At 60.2% G+C, this 16,498-nt stretch carries 16 protein-coding genes; 11 read left to right on the top strand and 5 right to left on the bottom strand.

What is annotated here, in order from left to right; all coding sequences use genetic code 11:
- Positions 1 to 268: 268 nt before the first annotated feature.
- The 3 genes from J3D60_RS17155 to J3D60_RS17145 are packed head-to-tail and all read left to right on the top strand — an operon-like array spanning position 269 to position 2,897.
- On the top strand, positions 269 to 1,708 hold the full coding sequence (locus J3D60_RS17155) for a cytochrome ubiquinol oxidase subunit I (protein ID WP_027605306.1): 1,440 nt from the start codon (positions 269 to 271) through the stop codon (positions 1,706 to 1,708).
- 1 nt (position 1,709) lies between these two features.
- Positions 1,710 to 2,717 (top strand): cytochrome d ubiquinol oxidase subunit II, encoded by a 1,008-nt coding sequence (gene cydB, locus J3D60_RS17150; protein ID WP_027605307.1) that lies wholly within the window; start codon positions 1,710 to 1,712, stop codon positions 2,715 to 2,717.
- A 12-nt stretch (positions 2,718 to 2,729) separates the two neighbouring features.
- Positions 2,730 to 2,897: a DUF2474 domain-containing protein gene (locus J3D60_RS17145; RefSeq protein WP_010562540.1), complete on the top strand. Its 168-nt coding sequence runs from the start codon at positions 2,730 to 2,732 to the stop codon at positions 2,895 to 2,897.
- 66 nt (positions 2,898 to 2,963) lie between these two features.
- Here the strand turns inward: J3D60_RS17145 and J3D60_RS17140 are convergent, their stop codons facing one another.
- Complete coding sequence (locus tag J3D60_RS17140; RefSeq protein WP_253492128.1) at positions 2,964 to 4,088, bottom strand: methyltransferase; 1,125 nt, start codon at positions 4,086 to 4,088, stop codon at positions 2,964 to 2,966.
- Between the two features lie 161 nt (positions 4,089 to 4,249).
- The gene (locus J3D60_RS17135) at positions 4,250 to 4,960 is read right to left on the bottom strand and encodes a LuxR family transcriptional regulator (protein ID WP_253492127.1); all 711 of its coding nucleotides are present in this window, start codon (positions 4,958 to 4,960) and stop codon (positions 4,250 to 4,252) included.
- Between the two features lie 380 nt (positions 4,961 to 5,340).
- Here J3D60_RS17135 and J3D60_RS17130 point away from each other — a divergent pair, with 380 nt between their 5' ends.
- Positions 5,341 to 6,117 carry a ferredoxin--NADP reductase gene (locus J3D60_RS17130; RefSeq protein ID WP_065938312.1) on the top strand — a complete coding sequence of 259 codons (777 nt, stop codon included), beginning with the start codon at positions 5,341 to 5,343 and terminating at the stop codon, positions 6,115 to 6,117.
- A gap of 46 nt (positions 6,118 to 6,163) precedes the next feature.
- On the opposite strand, the gene mscL is transcribed toward J3D60_RS17130, so the two are convergent.
- Entirely contained in the window at positions 6,164 to 6,580 is a 417-nt protein-coding gene (mscL, locus tag J3D60_RS17125; protein ID WP_053137928.1) for a large-conductance mechanosensitive channel protein MscL, read from the bottom strand.
- Between the two features lie 286 nt (positions 6,581 to 6,866).
- Between mscL and katB the strand changes: the two genes are divergently transcribed.
- Genes katB through J3D60_RS17105 form a run of 4 tightly spaced genes read left to right on the top strand, consistent with a single transcriptional unit; the run spans position 6,867 to position 11,147 of the window.
- Positions 6,867 to 8,408 carry a catalase KatB gene (gene katB, locus J3D60_RS17120; protein ID WP_253492126.1) on the top strand — a complete coding sequence of 514 codons (1,542 nt, stop codon included), beginning with the start codon at positions 6,867 to 6,869 and terminating at the stop codon, positions 8,406 to 8,408.
- A gap of 54 nt (positions 8,409 to 8,462) precedes the next feature.
- Positions 8,463 to 9,002 (top strand): ankyrin repeat domain-containing protein, encoded by a 540-nt coding sequence (locus tag J3D60_RS17115; RefSeq protein WP_253492125.1) that lies wholly within the window; start codon positions 8,463 to 8,465, stop codon positions 9,000 to 9,002.
- Positions 9,003 to 9,037: 35 nt separating this feature from the next.
- Positions 9,038 to 10,405, top strand: coding sequence for a DNA repair protein RadA (gene radA / locus J3D60_RS17110; RefSeq protein ID WP_024077502.1), 1,368 nt, complete (start codon positions 9,038 to 9,040; stop codon positions 10,403 to 10,405).
- A gap of 16 nt (positions 10,406 to 10,421) precedes the next feature.
- On the top strand, positions 10,422 to 11,147 hold the full coding sequence (locus tag J3D60_RS17105) for a hypothetical protein (protein ID WP_065938391.1): 726 nt from the start codon (positions 10,422 to 10,424) through the stop codon (positions 11,145 to 11,147).
- A gap of 4 nt (positions 11,148 to 11,151) precedes the next feature.
- Here J3D60_RS17105 and J3D60_RS17100 read toward each other — a convergent pair whose 3' ends face one another.
- Positions 11,152 to 11,520 (bottom strand): PilZ domain-containing protein, encoded by a 369-nt coding sequence (locus tag J3D60_RS17100; protein ID WP_253492124.1) that lies wholly within the window; start codon positions 11,518 to 11,520, stop codon positions 11,152 to 11,154.
- 174 nt (positions 11,521 to 11,694) lie between these two features.
- Here J3D60_RS17100 and J3D60_RS17095 point away from each other — a divergent pair, with 174 nt between their 5' ends.
- The 3 genes from J3D60_RS17095 (at position 11,695) to yjiA (ending at position 15,071) form a co-directional block, all read left to right on the top strand.
- Positions 11,695 to 13,761, top strand: coding sequence for a carbon starvation CstA family protein (locus tag J3D60_RS17095; RefSeq protein ID WP_065938308.1), 2,067 nt, complete (start codon positions 11,695 to 11,697; stop codon positions 13,759 to 13,761).
- Positions 13,762 to 13,776: 15 nt separating this feature from the next.
- Entirely contained in the window at positions 13,777 to 13,974 is a 198-nt protein-coding gene (locus J3D60_RS17090; protein ID WP_003176208.1) for a YbdD/YjiX family protein, read from the top strand.
- 137 nt (positions 13,975 to 14,111) lie between these two features.
- Complete coding sequence (yjiA, locus tag J3D60_RS17085; RefSeq protein ID WP_253492123.1) at positions 14,112 to 15,071, top strand: GTPase; 960 nt, start codon at positions 14,112 to 14,114, stop codon at positions 15,069 to 15,071.
- 126 nt (positions 15,072 to 15,197) lie between these two features.
- Here yjiA and glyA read toward each other — a convergent pair whose 3' ends face one another.
- The gene (gene glyA, locus J3D60_RS17080; protein ID WP_253492122.1) at positions 15,198 to 16,451 is read right to left on the bottom strand and encodes a serine hydroxymethyltransferase; all 1,254 of its coding nucleotides are present in this window, start codon (positions 16,449 to 16,451) and stop codon (positions 15,198 to 15,200) included.
- Between the last annotated feature and the right edge of the window lie 47 nt (positions 16,452 to 16,498).

The following is a 16,498-nucleotide window of genomic DNA, read 5'->3' as shown; positions in this document are numbered from 1 at the left end:
TAACAATTAGTTGCGAGAAGAAGGCTGAGGCAAGCTGTCACGCGGCAAAAGACCACACAGGCCAACCGCGAAAATGGGACTACTCTTTTCACTGTGATTGATCCAGATCAAAGTCATTTCAGAATTTGTTCTGGTGGCCGCAAGGCCCGACTCCCTACGTGGTTGGTTAAAAAAAGAAACGAATTGAAATTCGCCAGACTCCATATCCGTGGGGGCAGTGGGTGCAGGCTCCCGCCAGCAGCCGGTATTACCTGACAGAGGAAGACTTATGTTCGGTTTGGAGGCGCTAGATCTCGCCCGAATTCAGTTCGCGTTCACCATCTCATTCCACATCCTGTTCCCGGCGATCACCATCGGCCTGGCCAGTTACCTCGCGGTGCTGGAAGGCTTGTGGCTCAAGACCCACAACGATACCTACCGTGACCTCTACCATTTCTGGTCGAAGATCTTTGCCGTCAACTTCGGCATGGGCGTGGTCTCCGGTCTGGTCATGGCCTACCAGTTCGGCACAAACTGGAGCCGCTTCTCGGACTTCGCCGGCGCCGTGACCGGGCCGCTTCTGACGTACGAAGTGCTTACGGCCTTCTTCCTCGAAGCCGGTTTCCTCGGTGTGATGCTGTTCGGCTGGAACAAGGTGGGGCGCAAGCTGCACTTCTTCTCCACCGTGATGGTGGCCGTCGGTACGTTGATCTCGACCTTCTGGATCCTGGCGTCCAACAGCTGGATGCAGACGCCGCAAGGCTTTGAAATCATCGACGGCCGCGTGATTCCTACCGATTGGCTGGCGGTGATCTTCAACCCGTCGTTCCCTTACCGCCTGATGCACATGGCGACGGCGGCGTTCGTGGCCACCGCGTTCTTCGTGGGTTCCTCGGCGGCCTGGCACTTGCTGCGCGGCAAAGACAACCCGGCGATCCGCAAGATGTTGTCGATGGCGATGTGGATGGCCCTGATCGTGGCGCCTATCCAGGCGGTGATCGGCGACTTCCATGGCCTCAACACCCTCGAGCATCAGCCGGCAAAAATCGCAGCGATTGAAGGCCACTGGGAAAACAAAGGCAATGAGCCAACGCCGCTGATCCTGTTTGGCTGGCCCGACATGAAAGCCGAAAAAACCAAATATGCGGTGGAGATTCCGTACCTGGGCAGCCTGATCCTGACCCACTCCCTGGACAAACAGGTGCCGGCGCTCAAGGAGTTCCCGCCGGAAGACCGGCCGAATTCGACCATCGTATTCTGGTCGTTCCGGGTCATGGTCGGCCTGGGGTTCCTGATGATCTTCACCGGCCTGTTCAGCCTCTGGCTGCGCCGGGGCGACAAAATGTACACGTCCAGGCCGTTCCTGTACCTGGCGCTGTGGATGGGGCCGTCCGGGCTGATCGCGATTCTCGCCGGTTGGTTCACCACCGAGATCGGCCGCCAGCCGTGGGTGGTCTACGGGTTGATGCGCACGGCGGATGCTTCTTCCGGGCATAGCCTGGCGCAGATGACGATCACCCTGGTGTTGTTCGTGGTGGTGTACTTCGCGCTGTTCGGCGCCGGCCTGGGCTACATGATGCGCCTGGTGCGCAAAGGCCCGGTGACCCACGAAGGCACGGAACCGACCCACGGTGGCCCTGGCCAGAAACGCACACCGGCCCGTCCGTTGTCCGCCGCCGATGATGGCAGCGATGACGACCACGCCCACATCCAGCATAAGGGGAATTGAGATGGGTATTGATCTTCCGCTGATCTGGGCCGTGATCATCATCTTCGGCATCATGATGTACGTGGTCATGGACGGCTTCGACCTGGGTATCGGCATTCTCTTCCCGTTTATCCCGGGCAAGACCGACCGTGACGTGATGATGAACACCGTGGCCCCGGTCTGGGACGGTAACGAAACCTGGCTGGTGCTGGGCGGCGCGGCGTTGTTCGGCGCGTTCCCGCTGGCCTATTCGGTGGTGTTGTCGGCGCTGTACCTGCCGCTGATCCTGATGCTGGTAGGGCTGATCTTTCGTGGCGTGGCCTTCGAGTTCCGCTTCAAGGCCAAGGACCACAAGCGTCACCTGTGGGACAAGGCGTTTATCGGCGGTTCGCTGGCGGCCACGTTCTTCCAGGGCGTCGCGCTGGGGGCGTTTATCGACGGGATCCCGGTGGTCAATCGCCAGTTTGCCGGCGGCTCGCTGGATTGGCTCACGCCGTTCACGATGTTCTGCGGCGTGGCGCTGATCGTGGCGTATGCATTGCTCGGCTGCACCTGGCTGATCATGAAAACCGAAGGCCCGTTGCAGGAGAAGATGCACAACCTGGCGCGGCCATTGGCCTTCGTGGTGCTGGCCGTGATCGGCATCGTGAGTCTCTGGACGCCGCTGTCGCACCCGGAAATCGCCTCGCGCTGGTTCACCCTGCCGAACCTGTTCTGGTTCCTGCCGGTACCGATCTTGGTGCTGGTGACCATGTACGGCTTGATCCGCGCCGTGGCGCGTAATGCCCACTACACACCGTTCCTGCTGACGCTGGTGTTGATCTTCCTCGGCTACAGCGGTCTGGGGATCAGCCTGTGGCCGAACATCATCCCGCCCTCGGTGTCGATCTGGGATGCCGCTGCGCCGCCGCAGAGCCAGGGTTTCATGCTGGTGGGCACCTTGTTCATCATCCCGTTCATCCTGGGCTACACCTTCTGGAGCTACTACGTGTTCCGCGGCAAGGTCACCCACGAAGACGGCTATCACTAGGAGGGTCGTTGCATGTCCGGCAAACCTACGTTGCACGAGATTGAACAGGCCGAGAAACAGCCGCTCTGGCGGCGCCTCGGCTGGCTGGCGATGATCTGGACCGGCAGTGTGCTGGCCCTGTTCGTGGTGGCCAGCCTGATGCGCATGTTCATGAATGCGGCCGGCCTGACCACCCACTGACATCCCGATCCGGGCTTCGCGCCCGGTTTTCAGCCCTGCTCTTCTTTTGGAAGGGCAGGGCTTTTTTTATTTGCGTGCTTTGAGAATCACGAACTTGGGCGTGGCGGCGACCTGCTCTACGCCACGGAACAAGCGCGCCAACTTGCTGTGATAACCCAGGTGACGGTTGCCGACGATATACAGGGCGCCGCCTACCACCAGCGCCTCCCGCGCCTGCTGGAACATACGCCAGGCGAGGAAGTCGCCGACCACCTGCTGCTGGTGGAACGGCGGGTTGCACAGCACCACGTCGAGGGAGTCCGGCTCCTGGCCTGCGAGGCCGTCCCCGGCACGTACTGTCACCTCCCGCTCACCGAGGGCGGCTTGCCAGTTCTCAAGGGCCGATTGCACGGCCATATAGGACTCGTCCACCAAGGTGTACCGGGCGTCGGGGTTTTGCAGTGCGCTGGCAATCGCCAATACCCCGTTGCCGCAACCCAGGTCCGCCACGCGGGCACTGCCCAGGTTATTGGGCAGGTGCGGCACGAAGGCGCGGGTGCCGATGTCCAGGCCTTCACGGCAGAACACGTTGGCATGGTTGAGCAGTTCGATGGCCGGCGCGTCCAGGGTGTAGCGCGTCGGGTAGGGCGAGACCGCCGCGGGGCGGTCGGCCAGTGTCGCAATCAGCAACCGTGCCTTCTTCACCGCCAGGGATGCATGCATCGGCCCGATATAGCGCTCCAGCAACTCACCGGCCGCCCGGGGCAGGTGCTTGACCATGGCTGCGGCAATCACTTCGGCGCCCGGCGCCAGTTGGCCTTGCAGGCGGATCAGCTGTTCTTCCAGCAATGCCAGGGTCTTGGGGACGCGGATCAGCACCCGGTCGAACGGCCCGCTGGGCACCTCGCTGGCGGGGATGAACGGCACGGCGTCAAAGGCCTTGCCATTGCGCACCAGGTTTTTATCCAGGCCCAGGGCGGCCAGGAACGAGTCGCCGCTGGAGGTCACCTGCACCCGGCCTTCCAGGCTCGCAGCCAGGGCGCCGAAGCTGTCATTGAGCACCAGCACGCGGGTCGCAGCGCTCGGTTGCTGTTCCGCCAGGTAGTTGAGCAGGTACTCGTCGGCGGCGTCGAAGGCTTGCAGCGGATCGTTATGTTGCTCTGGCTGGCGGATCAGATCGAGCTGGGCGAAGGGGCTGTCGAGCAGGGGCATGGCGAGGGAGGCTCTGGGTCATCGATGGGTGTTCGGCAGTCGGCTGCGGAACCGTCTGAGTGAACAGCGGGCGGCACCCCGTGGGAACAGCCCAGCACTCAGAATGGGGCGTAAATGTTACTTTTTTTCCTAAGGGATTACATGCGGTGTTTCAACGCTGATTAAAACAACCCCGCTTTCGAGGCGCAGAGCACGGCGGCGATCTTGTTGTTGACTCCCAGCTTTTTGAAGCAACTGCAGATATGAAAGCCCACCGTACGCTCGGACAGGCACAGGATGGCGGCAATGTCCGCAGCGGTCTTGCCCATGGCTGACCACTTGAGGATTTCGGTTTCGCGCGGGGTCAATTTGTTTGCAGGGTTAATGCTGGGCTTGTGTGCGTAAGTCTTCGCGACTACCGCATGCATCGCATGGCACAGCCACAGGACCTGGCCGGCTTTTTCATAAAGCTCCTGCGGGGTCACTTCACCCGCACTGCGACCCAGGGTCAGCATGCTGAACACACCCTGGAAATCATGCACGGCTTGGGTCCATCCCAAATGCACACCAAAGGATTGAGCTAAAGACCACAGGTTGGGTGAGTCTTTAAAGATTTTTTCTTCCCAGACAAGGGGCAGTACACAACGTTTGCAATGTTCCACCACGGGGTCAGCGTCAAAGAAGTGGGCCTGGTTATACAGTTTGTTCCATTCATCTGGATAGTTGTTGAGGCGAACAGGTTTCGTTTGGTTGTTAGGTAGTTGAGAGCTCATCGTGAAAGAACAGTATTGGAAGCCGAGCGCGTAGGTGTGGTTGACAGCCATCTCGAAAAGAGTCGTAACCTCGCTCTCGCCTTCCAGTTTAGGAAGTCGGGTATTGCGCCAGTTGACCATTGGTAACTCTCCATGGGTTTCTGCATGACATGGGATACGTCCTGAACTCCCACTGCACGGAAATTAGTGTAGGACATGAGCTACATCGCGAGACAAAATTTTCGCTCTTGCAGGGCAGCGTTTAAGAAATTTTCTCTAAGGTCGCGGCGGGCTTAGGTAAGGGGCTTAGTGGTTTTTTTCGATTTTTTAGTCAGTTGAAGCAGCTGTAGCGGATCAACTTAGAGCGTGCTTGTAGCGCGGATAAAGGAGCTAATAGCAAATTGATCAGAGTTGATATTAGGTTGCCATTATTTTGTGCCTATATAATGCCACTACCAACCAGAGGTGTTTCCGGGCTTGAGTTTGAGGGACACTAGGGCACCTGTAGAACGGAGTCCCCCATGACGGCCAGTGCTGAGAAATTTACCCGCCAGACCTTGCTCGATGTGCAATCCCTGACCCCCAGCCTGTTTACCCTGCGAACCACCCGTGACCCCGGGTTCCGGTTTACCGCCGGTCAGTTCGTGCGCCTGGGCGTTACCAAGGCGGATGGCAGCACGGTGTGGCGTGCGTATTCCGTGGTGTCCTCGCCGTTTGATGAATACTTGGACTTCTTCTCGATTGTTGTCCCAGGCGGTGAATTCACCAGTGAGCTCAGCCGATTGCGGGTGGGCGATACCTTGATGGTGGAGCGCCAGGCTACCGGGTTCCTGACCCTGAACCGTTTCGTCGATGGCCGTGATTTGTGGATGTTAGGCACCGGCACCGGGGTGGCACCGTTTTTGTCGATCCTGCAGGACTTCGAAGTCTGGGAGAAATTCGAGCGCATCATCCTGGTGTACAGCGCGCGGGAAGCCCGGGAGCTGGCGTACCAGTCGCTGATCGAGGGGTTGGGCGAGCGGGAGTACCTGGCAGAATATGCGCACAAGCTGACCTACATCCCCATCGTGACCCGAGAGGATTATCCGGGTGCATTGAGCGGGCGTATTACCACCTCGATCGAAAACGGAGAATTGGAGCGTGCTGCCGGCGTCGAGCTGACCCCGGAACACTCCCGCGTGCTGATTTGCGGCAACCCGCAGATGGTGGATGACACTCGCCAGTTGCTCAAGCAGCGCGACATGCAACTGAGCCTTAGCCGCCGACCAGGGCAGGTGGCAGTGGAAAACTACTGGTAATGAAAAGGCGCCTCAAGGAGGCGCCTTTTTTCCAAGCCGGTACGGGTTAAAGCGGCTTGTCGTTCTGTGCCTTGAGCAGGTCGCGAATTTCACCCAGCAGCACTTCTTCCTTGCTCGGTGTCGGTGGCAGGCTAGGCGCCACGGCTTCTTCGCGCTTGAGGCGGTTGATGGCCTTGACGCCCATGAAGATCGCGAACGCGACGATCACAAAGTCGATCACGCTCTGGATGAACTTGCCGTACGCCAGCACCACGGCAGGCACATCGCCCTGTGCCGCCTTGAGCGTAATCGCCAGGTCACCAAAGTCCACGCCACCGATCAACAGACCAATGGGCGGCATCACCACATCGCCTACAAACGAGGAAACAATTTTGCCGAAGGCGGCGCCGATGATGATACCGACGGCCATGTCGACCACATTACCTTTGACCGCGAAGGCCTTGAACTCACTGATCACGCCCATAGGTTATTCCTTGTTACAGATGAGAAGGGTGCCGCTCAGTGTAAGTCAGTCGTAACCGGCTTGCCTGATACAGCTGCTAACACTGTCAGTTTTTATCGACACATTAAATCGCAAATAGTTTGCAAAGTGCCACCAATCGCGCGCGAAATACCCGCTATTTCAGCGGCTTACCACATTATTTTCTTAATCGCCCTGGTGGTGTTTTTCTATTTATCTTCTGACTCGCGGGTCACTAGCCTCTGGCAAGCACAACTGAATGTGCATTAAAAAACCAGAGGAAACCTTGATGAAGAATCCAATGAATCGCGGCCCGGTATTGGCGCGTCATGTGCTGGTACTGGCGACCGCCAGCCTGCTTTCCCTCTCCGTACAAGCCGCTAACCTGACCCGCGATAACGGTGCTGCCGTCGGCGACAACCAGAACTCGCAAACCGCCGGCGCCACCGGCCCGGTGCTGCTGCAGGACGTGCAACTGATCCAGAAACTGCAGCGCTTCGACCGTGAGCGCATCCCCGAGCGCGTGGTGCATGCCCGCGGCACCGGCGCCCATGGCACCTTCACCGTCACCGATAACCTCAGTGACCTGACCAAGGCCAAGGTCTTCGCTGCTGGCGAAACGACCCCGGTGTTCGTGCGTTTCTCGGCCGTGGTGCACGGCAATCATTCCCCGGAAACCCTGCGTGACCCGCGCGGCTTCGCCACCAAGTTCTATACCGCCGATGGCAACTGGGACTTGGTGGGTAATAACTTCCCGACGTTCTTTATCCGCGATGCTATCAAGTTCCCCGACATGGTCCACGCCTTCAAGCCGGACCCGCGCACTAACCTGGATGATGACTCCCGTCGCTTCGACTTCTTCTCCCATGTTCCCGAGGCCACTCGCACACTTACCGAGTTGTATTCCGACTCCGGTACTCCGGCCAGTTATCGGGAAATGGACGGCAATGGCGTACATGCCTACAAGTTGATCAACGCCAAGGGTGAAGTGCACTACGTCAAGTTCCACTGGAAGAGCCTGCAAGGCATCAAGAACCTCGATCCCAAGCAAGTTACCGAAGTGCAGGGGCGTGACTACAGCCATATGACCAATGACCTGGTCACCCATATCAACAAGGGCGACTTCCCCAAGTGGGACCTGTATGTGCAGGTACTCAAGCCGGAAGACTTGGCCAAGTTTGATTTCGACCCGCTTGATGCTACCAAGATCTGGCCGAATGTACCCGAGCGCAAAGTCGGGCAGATGGTGCTGAACCGCAACCCGGCAAATGTCTTCCAGGAAACCGAACAAGTGGCCATGGCCCCGGCCAACCTGGTACCGGGCATCGAGCCGTCGGAAGACCGCCTGCTGCAAGGCCGGGTGTTCTCGTATGCCGACACGCAGATGTATCGCCTGGGCGCCAATGCCCTGCAGCTGCCGATCAACGCCCCACGGGTCACCGTCAACAACGGTAACCAGGACGGCGCGCTGAACTTCGGCAAGACCACCAGTGGCGTGAACTACCAGCCAAGCCGCCTGGAAAACCGTGAAGAGCCGCAAACCGCGCGCTACAGCCAGACGGCGCTGTCGGGCAGCACCCAGCAGGCGAAGATCCAGCGTGAGCAGAACTTCAAGCAGGCCGGCGATCTGTATCGCTCCTACAGCCCGAAAGAACGTCAGGACTTGATCGACAATTTCGGCGGCTCATTGGCCACTACCGATGACGAGAGCAAGCACATCATCCTGTCGTTCCTCTATAAGGCCGATCCGGAATACGGCACTGGCGTGGCCAAGGTCGCCAAGGGTGATCTGGCACGCGTGAAGGCGCTGGCCGAAAAACTCAATGACTGACGTTGGTTTCGGTCGACGCCCTCCCGGGCGTCGACCTCTGGCAGGAGAGAACCCATGCGTATTTCTATCGGTTTACTGATGACCATGCTGGCCTTTGTCGCCCATGCCGAGTCGCCCGACCCGGTCGCGCTCAAGGCGCAGCTCCAGGACTATTACTTCGACGCCGCCCGCCGTGGCGACCTCGACATGCTCAACACCTTCATCGACGCCGGCTTCCCCCTCAACACCCAGGACGACAAGGGCTATACCGCGCTGATCCTCGCCGCCTACCACGGCGAAAGCCCTTATGTGGAGCGTTTGCTCGCCGCCGGTGCCGACGCCTGTGTGCAGGACAAACGTGGTAACACCGCGTTGATGGGGGCGATCTTCAAGGGTGAGTTGACCATTGCCCAGCGCCTGCTGGCCACCGACTGCAACCCCGACCAACGTAACGGCGCCGGTCAGACGGCCGCCATGTACGCCGGCCTGTTCAAGCGCCTCGAGTTGCTCGACGAACTCAAGGCCAAGGGCGCCGATCTCAACGCCGAAGACCCGGTCGGCAACAGTGCTTCACGATTGGCCAGCGGTGAAATCCGGACCCCGGCGTCGCGCTGAGCTATCATCGCGGTTTTTCGGTTGGAGGTTCTCAAATGGCAAAGGCCAAGCGCATGTACGGCTGCACGGAGTGCGGCGCGACCTTTCCCAAGTGGGCCGGCCAATGCACCGAGTGTGGTGCGTGGAATACCCTGACCGAGACCATGATCGAAAGTGGCGGCGCCTCGGCCCCCACCGGCCGCGCCGGCTGGACCGGGCAGCAGGCGCAGATCAAGACCCTGGCGGAAGTCAGCGTTGAAGAGATCCCGCGTTTCTCGACGGCCTCCGGTGAGCTGGATCGGGTCCTGGGTGGCGGCCTGGTGGATGGTTCGGTGGTGTTGATCGGCGGCGACCCCGGCATCGGCAAGTCGACGATCCTGCTGCAAACCCTGTGCAGCATCGCCAGCCGCATGCCGGCGCTGTACGTCACCGGCGAAGAATCCCAGCAACAGGTGGCCATGCGTGCCCGCCGCCTCGGCTTGCCCCAGGACCAACTGCGGGTCATGACCGAAACCTGCATCGAAAGCATCATCGCCACGGCCCGGATCGAAAAACCCAAGGTCATGGTGATCGACTCGATCCAGACGATTTTCACCGAGCAGCTGCAATCGGCGCCGGGCGGCGTGTCCCAGGTGCGCGAAAGTGCCGCGTTGCTGGTGCGCTACGCCAAGCAGAGCGGCACGGCGATCTTCCTGGTCGGCCATGTGACCAAAGAAGGCGCGCTGGCCGGGCCACGGGTGCTGGAGCATATGGTCGATACCGTGCTGTATTTCGAAGGCGAGTCCGATGGCCGCTTGCGCTTGCTGCGGGCGGTGAAGAACCGCTTCGGCGCGGTGAACGAACTGGGTGTGTTCGCCATGACCGACCGGGGGCTGAAGGAAGTCTCCAACCCATCGGCGATTTTCCTGACCCGTGCCCAGGAAGAAGTCCCAGGCAGCGTGGTCATGGCGACGTGGGAAGGCACCCGGCCGATGCTGGTGGAAGTCCAGGCGCTGGTGGATGACAGCCATCTGGCCAACCCACGTCGCGTCACGCTGGGCCTGGATCAAAACCGCCTGGCGATGCTGTTGGCGGTGCTGCACCGTCACGGTGGCATCCCGACCCATGACCAGGACGTGTTCCTCAACGTGGTCGGCGGGGTCAAGGTGCTGGAAACCGCGTCCGACCTGGCGCTGATGGCGGCGGTGATGTCCAGCCTGCGTAACCGGCCATTGCCCCACGACCTGCTGGTATTCGGTGAGGTGGGCCTGTCCGGCGAAGTGCGTCCGGTGCCGAGTGGTCAGGAACGCTTGAAGGAAGCGGCCAAGCACGGCTTCAAGCGCGCGATTGTGCCTAAGGGCAATGCGCCGAAGGAAATGCCGCCAGGATTACAGGTGATTGGGGTCACGCGCCTGGAACAGGCGTTGGATGCACTTTTCGAATAACTCAGGGATGGACGCCATGCAACGATCAAACCGCTGGGGCGTCGTCGCCCTGTTTATCACCTTGGCCGGCTTGCCCGCCATGGCCTGGGCTGAGCTGCCAACGGGCTATCGCCTGGCGCAAACGCTGGTGACACAGGACGGCAGTGTGTTGCAGGTGCTCGAAGACCAACGCATCAGCGTCCAGCTGCACAAGGACAGTTGGGGCAGTGGGCTGGATGAAGACTCGTTCGACGAGCCCGGTGATCTGGTCGACAACCCGCTGCTGGACGCCCAGGTGCGATTGGTCTCGGCCACGGGTGAGGTGATCGCCCACGAAGACCTCGGCTACCCCTTGGCCCAGGTCAAGAAAGCCCCGCTCAAAGGGCTGCCCGAACCTGTGTATTTTTTGACTATTGACCAGACCGCCCCCATGGGCAGCTACAGCGGGCCTGCCACGCAGCTGTTGCTGCCTGGCAAGCAGCAACTCAAACCGCTGGGTTACCAGGGCGCCGACGGCAAAGTCCAGGCGTTGACCCTGGCGCATACGGGCAAGGCGGCGTGGAAGATCGTGACGCCAACCAGTGGCGGCGCGGATGAACTGCTGCAGGTGTCGTCCTTCATGGACGGCGACGGTGAGGATGACTTTGCCACCCGTTATCAGACTTATCGGTTTGTCGACGGGCAGTGGCACGGCGCCTCAAGTCAGAAGAAGGGCTACTGGGACATGGAAAGCGAATTTCCCGCACGTACGGCGTTTCCCTGAGCCCTTACACCTCCAGCAACGCGCCCAACTCCCGCTCCAGCTCTTCCTGGTCGCCCAGGTTCAACTCGATCAGCCGCCGTAAGTGGCTGATCGAGTCCAGATCGATGTCTGTGCACACAAATCCCAGCTGGCCATCCGCTTCGTGGGTCAGATGCACTCGCATCTTTATATGAGCCTTGGGGTCCAGGCGTATGTCGACGTCGAACGGCAGGGCTTTATTCCCCTTCCAGGGGGCGGGCTTTTGCACCAGCAAGCCCTTCAGCGACAAATCCACCAATTGCACGGGCCACTCCTGGCCGTTTTGCCGAAGTTCGGTCTTGGCATCAAAGGCGATCCGGCGAAAACGACGGCGATCAGACGCTTGCTCGGTCATGGTGAAACCCTCTGTGGATAAAAGGATTGTAGCCCTGCGCCATTATCGGGTGGTTTTTTCTGCTTTTTTTGCCTCTGCAAGGCTCTAGACCAACGTAGGGGGGTGGCCTTTAAGGCCAGTAGCGCTAAACTCCGGATGGCTGTCCTTTCTGTCCACCCTGGCTGGAATATAAAAATGAAAAATAATAATAGCCTGCTACGCCACCTACCCTGGCTGGTGCTGGCAATCGTAGGAGCGTGCGCCCTGGGCGTAGTGGCCTTGCGCCGAGGCGAGGCGATCAACGCCTTGTGGATCGTGGTCGCTGCCGTGGCCATCTATCTGGTCGCTTATCGCTACTACAGCCTGTTCATCGCTAATAATGTGATGCAACTCGATCCACGGCGGGCCACCCCCGCAGTGCTCAACAATGACGGTCTGGACTATGTGCCGACCAACAAACACATCCTTTTCGGTCACCACTTTGCGGCGATTGCCGGTGCAGGCCCCCTGGTCGGCCCGGTACTGGCGGCGCAAATGGGCTACCTGCCCGGCACGCTCTGGCTGATTGCCGGCGTGGTGCTGGCCGGTGCGGTGCAGGACTTCATGGTCCTGTTCCTGTCCACCCGTCGTAATGGCCGTTCCCTGGGCGACATGGTTCGCGAAGAGATGGGGCGTATCCCGGGGACCATCGCGCTGTTCGGCTGCTTCCTGATCATGATAATCATCCTCGCGGTGCTGGCGCTGATCGTGGTCAAGGCCCTGGCCGAGAGCCCATGGGGCATCTTCACGGTGATGGCGACCATCCCGATTGCGATGTTCATGGGTATCTACATGCGCTACATCCGCCCGGGCCGTATCGGTGAAATCTCCATCATCGGCGTGCTGTTGCTGCTCGGTTCGATCTGGCTGGGCGGGCAGATTGCCGCTGATCCGGTCTGGGCCAAGGCCTTCACCTTCACCGGGATCCAGATCACCTGGATGCTGATCGGCTACGGTTTCGTGGCGGCGGTACTGCCGGTGTGGCTGATCCTCGCGCCACGTGACTACCTCTCTACCTTCTTGAAAATCGGCACGATCATCGCCCTGGCGATCGGCATCCTGGTGACCATGCCCGACCTGAAAATGCCGGCGCTGACCCAGTTCATCGATGGTACCGGCCCGGTATGGAAGGGCGGCCTGTTCCCGTTCCTGTTCATCACCATTGCCTGTGGCGCGGTCTCGGGCTTCCACGCGCTGATTTCCTCGGGCACCACGCCCAAGCTGCTGGCCAGTGAAAGCCACGCCCGTTACATCGGTTACGGCGGCATGCTGATGGAGTCCTTCGTGGCGATCATGGCGATGGTTGCCGCTTCGGTGATAGAGCCAGGCGTGTACTTCGCCATGAACAGCCCGGCGGCGATCGTGGGCACCGATGTGGTGACCGTGGCACAAACCGTCAGCAGCTGGGGTTTTGCAATTACCCCCGAGGCGCTGTCGGCAGTGGCCCATGACATCGGTGAAACCACCATCCTCGCGCGTGCCGGTGGTGCGCCGACGTTGGCGGTGGGTATCGCGCAGATCCTGCACAGTGTGCTGCCGGGTGAAAACACCATGGCGTTCTGGTACCACTTTGCGATCCTGTTCGAAGCGCTGTTTATCCTGACTGCCGTCGATGCGGGCACCCGTGCCGGTCGCTTCATGCTTCAGGACTTGCTCGGCTCCTTCGTACCGGCGCTCAAGCGCACCGAGTCCTGGACCGCCAACCTGATCGCGACCGCCGGTTGCGTCGCCATGTGGGGTTACCTGCTGTACCAGGGCGTGATCGACCCGCTGGGCGGCATCAACACCTTGTGGCCGCTGTTCGGTATCTCCAACCAGATGCTGGCCGGTATCGCGCTGATGCTCGCCACCGTTGTGCTGATCAAAATGAAGCGCCAGCGCTACATCTGGGTGACCATGCTGCCGGCGGTCTGGCTGCTGATCTGCACCACCACCGCGGGCTTCATCAAGCTGTTCGACGCCAACCCGGCGATCGGCTTCCTGTCGCTGGCGAAGAAGTACAGTGATGCCCTGGCAAACGGCCAGATCCTGGCCCCGGCCAAGAGCGTGGACCAGATGCAGCACGTGATCTGGAATGCCTACACCAACGCAACGCTGACTGTGCTGTTCCTGTTCGTGGTGTTCAGCATCCTGTTCTATGCGCTCAAGGTCGGCGTCGCCGCCTGGGGCAACAAAGAGCGTACGGATAAAGAAGCCCCGTTCCAGGCAGTACCGGACGCATAATCGAGGATTGCAAGCATGTTCAATGACATCAGTCGCCTCGGTAAATACCTCGGTCAGGCCGCGCGCCTGATGGTCGGCATGCCCGACTACGACACGTACGTCGAGCATATGCAAACCAAGCACCCGGACAAGCCGATGATGGACTACAAGGCGTTCTTCCGGGAACGTCAGGAGGCCCGTTACGGCGGCAAGGGTGGGCCCAAGTGCTGTTGATTTAACGCAACGCCCTGTGGGAGGGGGCTTGCCCCCGATAGCGGTGTGTCAGTGACAGATAAGTGCCTGACACACTGCTATCGGGGTGCAAGCCCCCTCCCACATTTGTTTCTGTGTTCCTTTAAGGAGAATTTCTTTTGTCCTCTCCCATTCCAGTCACCGTTCTCAGCGGCTTTCTCGGCGCGGGCAAGACCACTTTGCTGCGCCATCTGCTCAAGGCAGAGCACGGGCTGAAAATTGCCGTGATCGAAAACGAATTCAGCGACGCCGGTATCGACACCCAATTGCTGGGCGAAGAACCGGTGCAAGTCATGACCCTGTCCAACGGCTGCGTGTGCTGCACCATCCACACCGACCTGACCAAGGCCCTGTATCTGCTGCTCGAGCGCCTGGACAGCGGTGAGATCGCCTTTGACCGCCTGGTGATCGAGTGCACCGGCCTGGCCGACCCGGCGCCGGTGGCCCAGACCTTTTTCATCGATGAAGAACTGCGCGAGCGCTACATCCTCGACGGCATCATCACCCTGGTGGACGCCGCCCATGCCGAGCACCACTTAACCCAGACCATCGCCCAGGCGCAGATCGGTTTTGCCGACCGGCTGCTGGTGAGCAAGCGAGACCTGGTGGATGACGCTACCTTCGAAGTACTCAGTGATCGCCTCACACGCATCAACCGCCGCGCGCCGATTCGCGTGGTTGAGCACGGCAAGATTGATCTGGCCGAACTGCTCGATGTGCGCGGCTTCAATCTCAACGCCGGCATGAGCCTGCGCCCGGTGAGCAAGGCGCCGTCCATCGACCGTATTTCCAGCCTGGTGCTGCGCACCGACCAGCCGCTGGATATCGACCGGCTCAGTGAGTTTATGAACGAACTGCTGGAAGACCATGGCAAGCAGCTGCTGCGCTACAAGGGCGTACTCAATATTGCCGGCGAAGACCGTCGCATGGTGTTCCAGGGCGTGCTCAAGCTCTATGGTTTCGACTGGGATACCGAATGGGCCGAGGGTGAGGCGCGGGAGAGTGTGATCGTGTTTATTGCCGATGAATTGCCGGAGGACAAGATCCGAGAAGGCTTTGAGCGGGTCTATCAGGCATAAAAAAGCCCACCTGTAGGAGCGAGCTTGCTCGCGAAGAACTCACAGGCAACGCGTGCACCCAAGATGCACGCGTTATCGTTGACGTTTTTCGCGAGCAAGCTCGCTCCTACAGTGGGCTTCTTTGTATTACGCGCCGTATACCGGCAGCTTCTTGCAGATGGCCTTGACCTTCTCACGCACCGCGTCGATCACGGCTTCGTTGTTCAGGTCCGCCAGGATGTCGCAGATCCAGCCGGCCAGTTCCTTGCACTCTGCTTCCTTGAAGCCACGAGTGGTCACAGCCGGGGTGCCGAAGCGCAGGCCGGAGGTGACGAACGGCGAACGTGGGTCGTTCGGCACGGAGTTTTTGTTCACGGTGATGAAGGCTTTGCCCAGGGCGGCGTCAGCATCTTTACCGGAAATGTCCTGCTTGATCAGCGACAGCAGGAACAGGTGGTTTTCAGTACCGCCGGACACCACGTCAAAACCGCGCTCGATGAACACGCTGGCCATGGCCTGGGCGTTTTTCACCACTTGTTGCTGGTAGGTCTTGAACTCAGGCTGCAGGGCTTCCTTGAAGCAGATCGCCTTGGCAGCGATCACGTGCTCCAGTGGGCCGCCCTGGGCGCCCGGGAATACGGCGGAGTTCAGCTTTTTCTCGATCTCGGCGTTGGCGCGCGCCAGGATCAGGCCGCCACGTGGACCGCGCAGGGTCTTGTGGGTGGTGGTGGTCACCACGTCAGCGAAAGGTACCGGGTTCGGGTAGACGCCAGCGGCGACCAGACCGGCTACGTGAGCCATGTCGACGAACAGGTAGGCGCCCACCTTGTCGGCGATGGCGCGGAAGCGTGGGAAGTCGAGGATCTGCGAGTAGGCAGAGAAACCGGCCACGATCATTTTTGGCTTGTGCTCGACCGCCAGGCGCTCGACTTCGTCGTAGTCGATCAGGCCGTTGGCATCGATACCGTACTGAACGGCGTTGTACAGCTTGCCGGAGGAGGAAACGCTGGCGCCGTGGGTCAGGTGACCGCCATGGGCCAGGCTCATGCCCAGGATGGTGTCGCCGCCTTGCAGCAGGGCCAGGTACACGGCGCTGTTGGCTTGGGAGCCGGCGTGCGGCTGGACGTTGGCGTAATCGGCGCCGAACAGTTCTTTTGCACGGTCGATGGCCAGTTGCTCAACCACGTCGACGTACTCGCAGCCACCGTAGTAGCGCTTGCCTGGGTAGCCTTCGGCGTACTTGTTGGTCAGAACCGAACCTTGAGCCTCCATCACCGCAGGGCTGGTGTAGTTTTCCGAAGCGATCAGCTCAATGTGCTCTTCCTGGCGCACGGCTTCTTGCTCCATGGCGGCGAAGAGATCGGCGTCGTACTTGGCAATAGTCAAATCACGGCTGAACATGGCGGTCCTCAAGGATCGGGGGCAGAAAAGGAGGGCATTCTAACCCA

The organism is Pseudomonas sp. S3E17 (assembly GCF_024168685.1).
GTDB lineage: Bacteria > Pseudomonadota > Gammaproteobacteria > Pseudomonadales > Pseudomonadaceae > Aquipseudomonas > Aquipseudomonas marginalis.
The sequence above is the reverse complement of the archived record's forward strand: the minus strand, read 5'-3'. Positions and strand labels throughout refer to the sequence as shown.

Excerpts from the sequence above, each read along its gene's own strand:
- J3D60_RS17155 (WP_027605306.1), top strand. The coding sequence starts at position 269 with ATGTTCGGTTTGGAGGCGCTAGATCTCGCCCGAATTCAGTTCGCGTTC.
- cydB (WP_027605307.1), top strand. The coding sequence starts at position 1,710 with ATGGGTATTGATCTTCCGCTGATCTGGGCCGTGATCATCATCTTCGGC.
- J3D60_RS17145 (WP_010562540.1), top strand. The coding sequence starts at position 2,730 with ATGTCCGGCAAACCTACGTTGCACGAGATTGAACAGGCCGAGAAACAG.
- J3D60_RS17140 (WP_253492128.1), bottom strand. The coding sequence starts at position 4,088 with ATGCCCCTGCTCGACAGCCCCTTCGCCCAGCTCGATCTGATCCGCCAG.
- J3D60_RS17135 (WP_253492127.1), bottom strand. The coding sequence starts at position 4,960 with ATGGTCAACTGGCGCAATACCCGACTTCCTAAACTGGAAGGCGAGAGC.
- J3D60_RS17130 (WP_065938312.1), top strand. The coding sequence starts at position 5,341 with ATGACGGCCAGTGCTGAGAAATTTACCCGCCAGACCTTGCTCGATGTG.
- mscL (WP_053137928.1), bottom strand. The coding sequence starts at position 6,580 with ATGGGCGTGATCAGTGAGTTCAAGGCCTTCGCGGTCAAAGGTAATGTG.
- katB (WP_253492126.1), top strand. The coding sequence starts at position 6,867 with ATGAAGAATCCAATGAATCGCGGCCCGGTATTGGCGCGTCATGTGCTG.
- J3D60_RS17115 (WP_253492125.1), top strand. The coding sequence starts at position 8,463 with ATGCGTATTTCTATCGGTTTACTGATGACCATGCTGGCCTTTGTCGCC.
- radA (WP_024077502.1), top strand. The coding sequence starts at position 9,038 with ATGGCAAAGGCCAAGCGCATGTACGGCTGCACGGAGTGCGGCGCGACC.
- J3D60_RS17105 (WP_065938391.1), top strand. The coding sequence starts at position 10,422 with ATGCAACGATCAAACCGCTGGGGCGTCGTCGCCCTGTTTATCACCTTG.
- J3D60_RS17100 (WP_253492124.1), bottom strand. The coding sequence starts at position 11,520 with ATGACCGAGCAAGCGTCTGATCGCCGTCGTTTTCGCCGGATCGCCTTT.
- J3D60_RS17095 (WP_065938308.1), top strand. The coding sequence starts at position 11,695 with ATGAAAAATAATAATAGCCTGCTACGCCACCTACCCTGGCTGGTGCTG.
- J3D60_RS17090 (WP_003176208.1), top strand. The coding sequence starts at position 13,777 with ATGTTCAATGACATCAGTCGCCTCGGTAAATACCTCGGTCAGGCCGCG.
- glyA (WP_253492122.1), bottom strand. The coding sequence starts at position 16,451 with ATGTTCAGCCGTGATTTGACTATTGCCAAGTACGACGCCGATCTCTTC.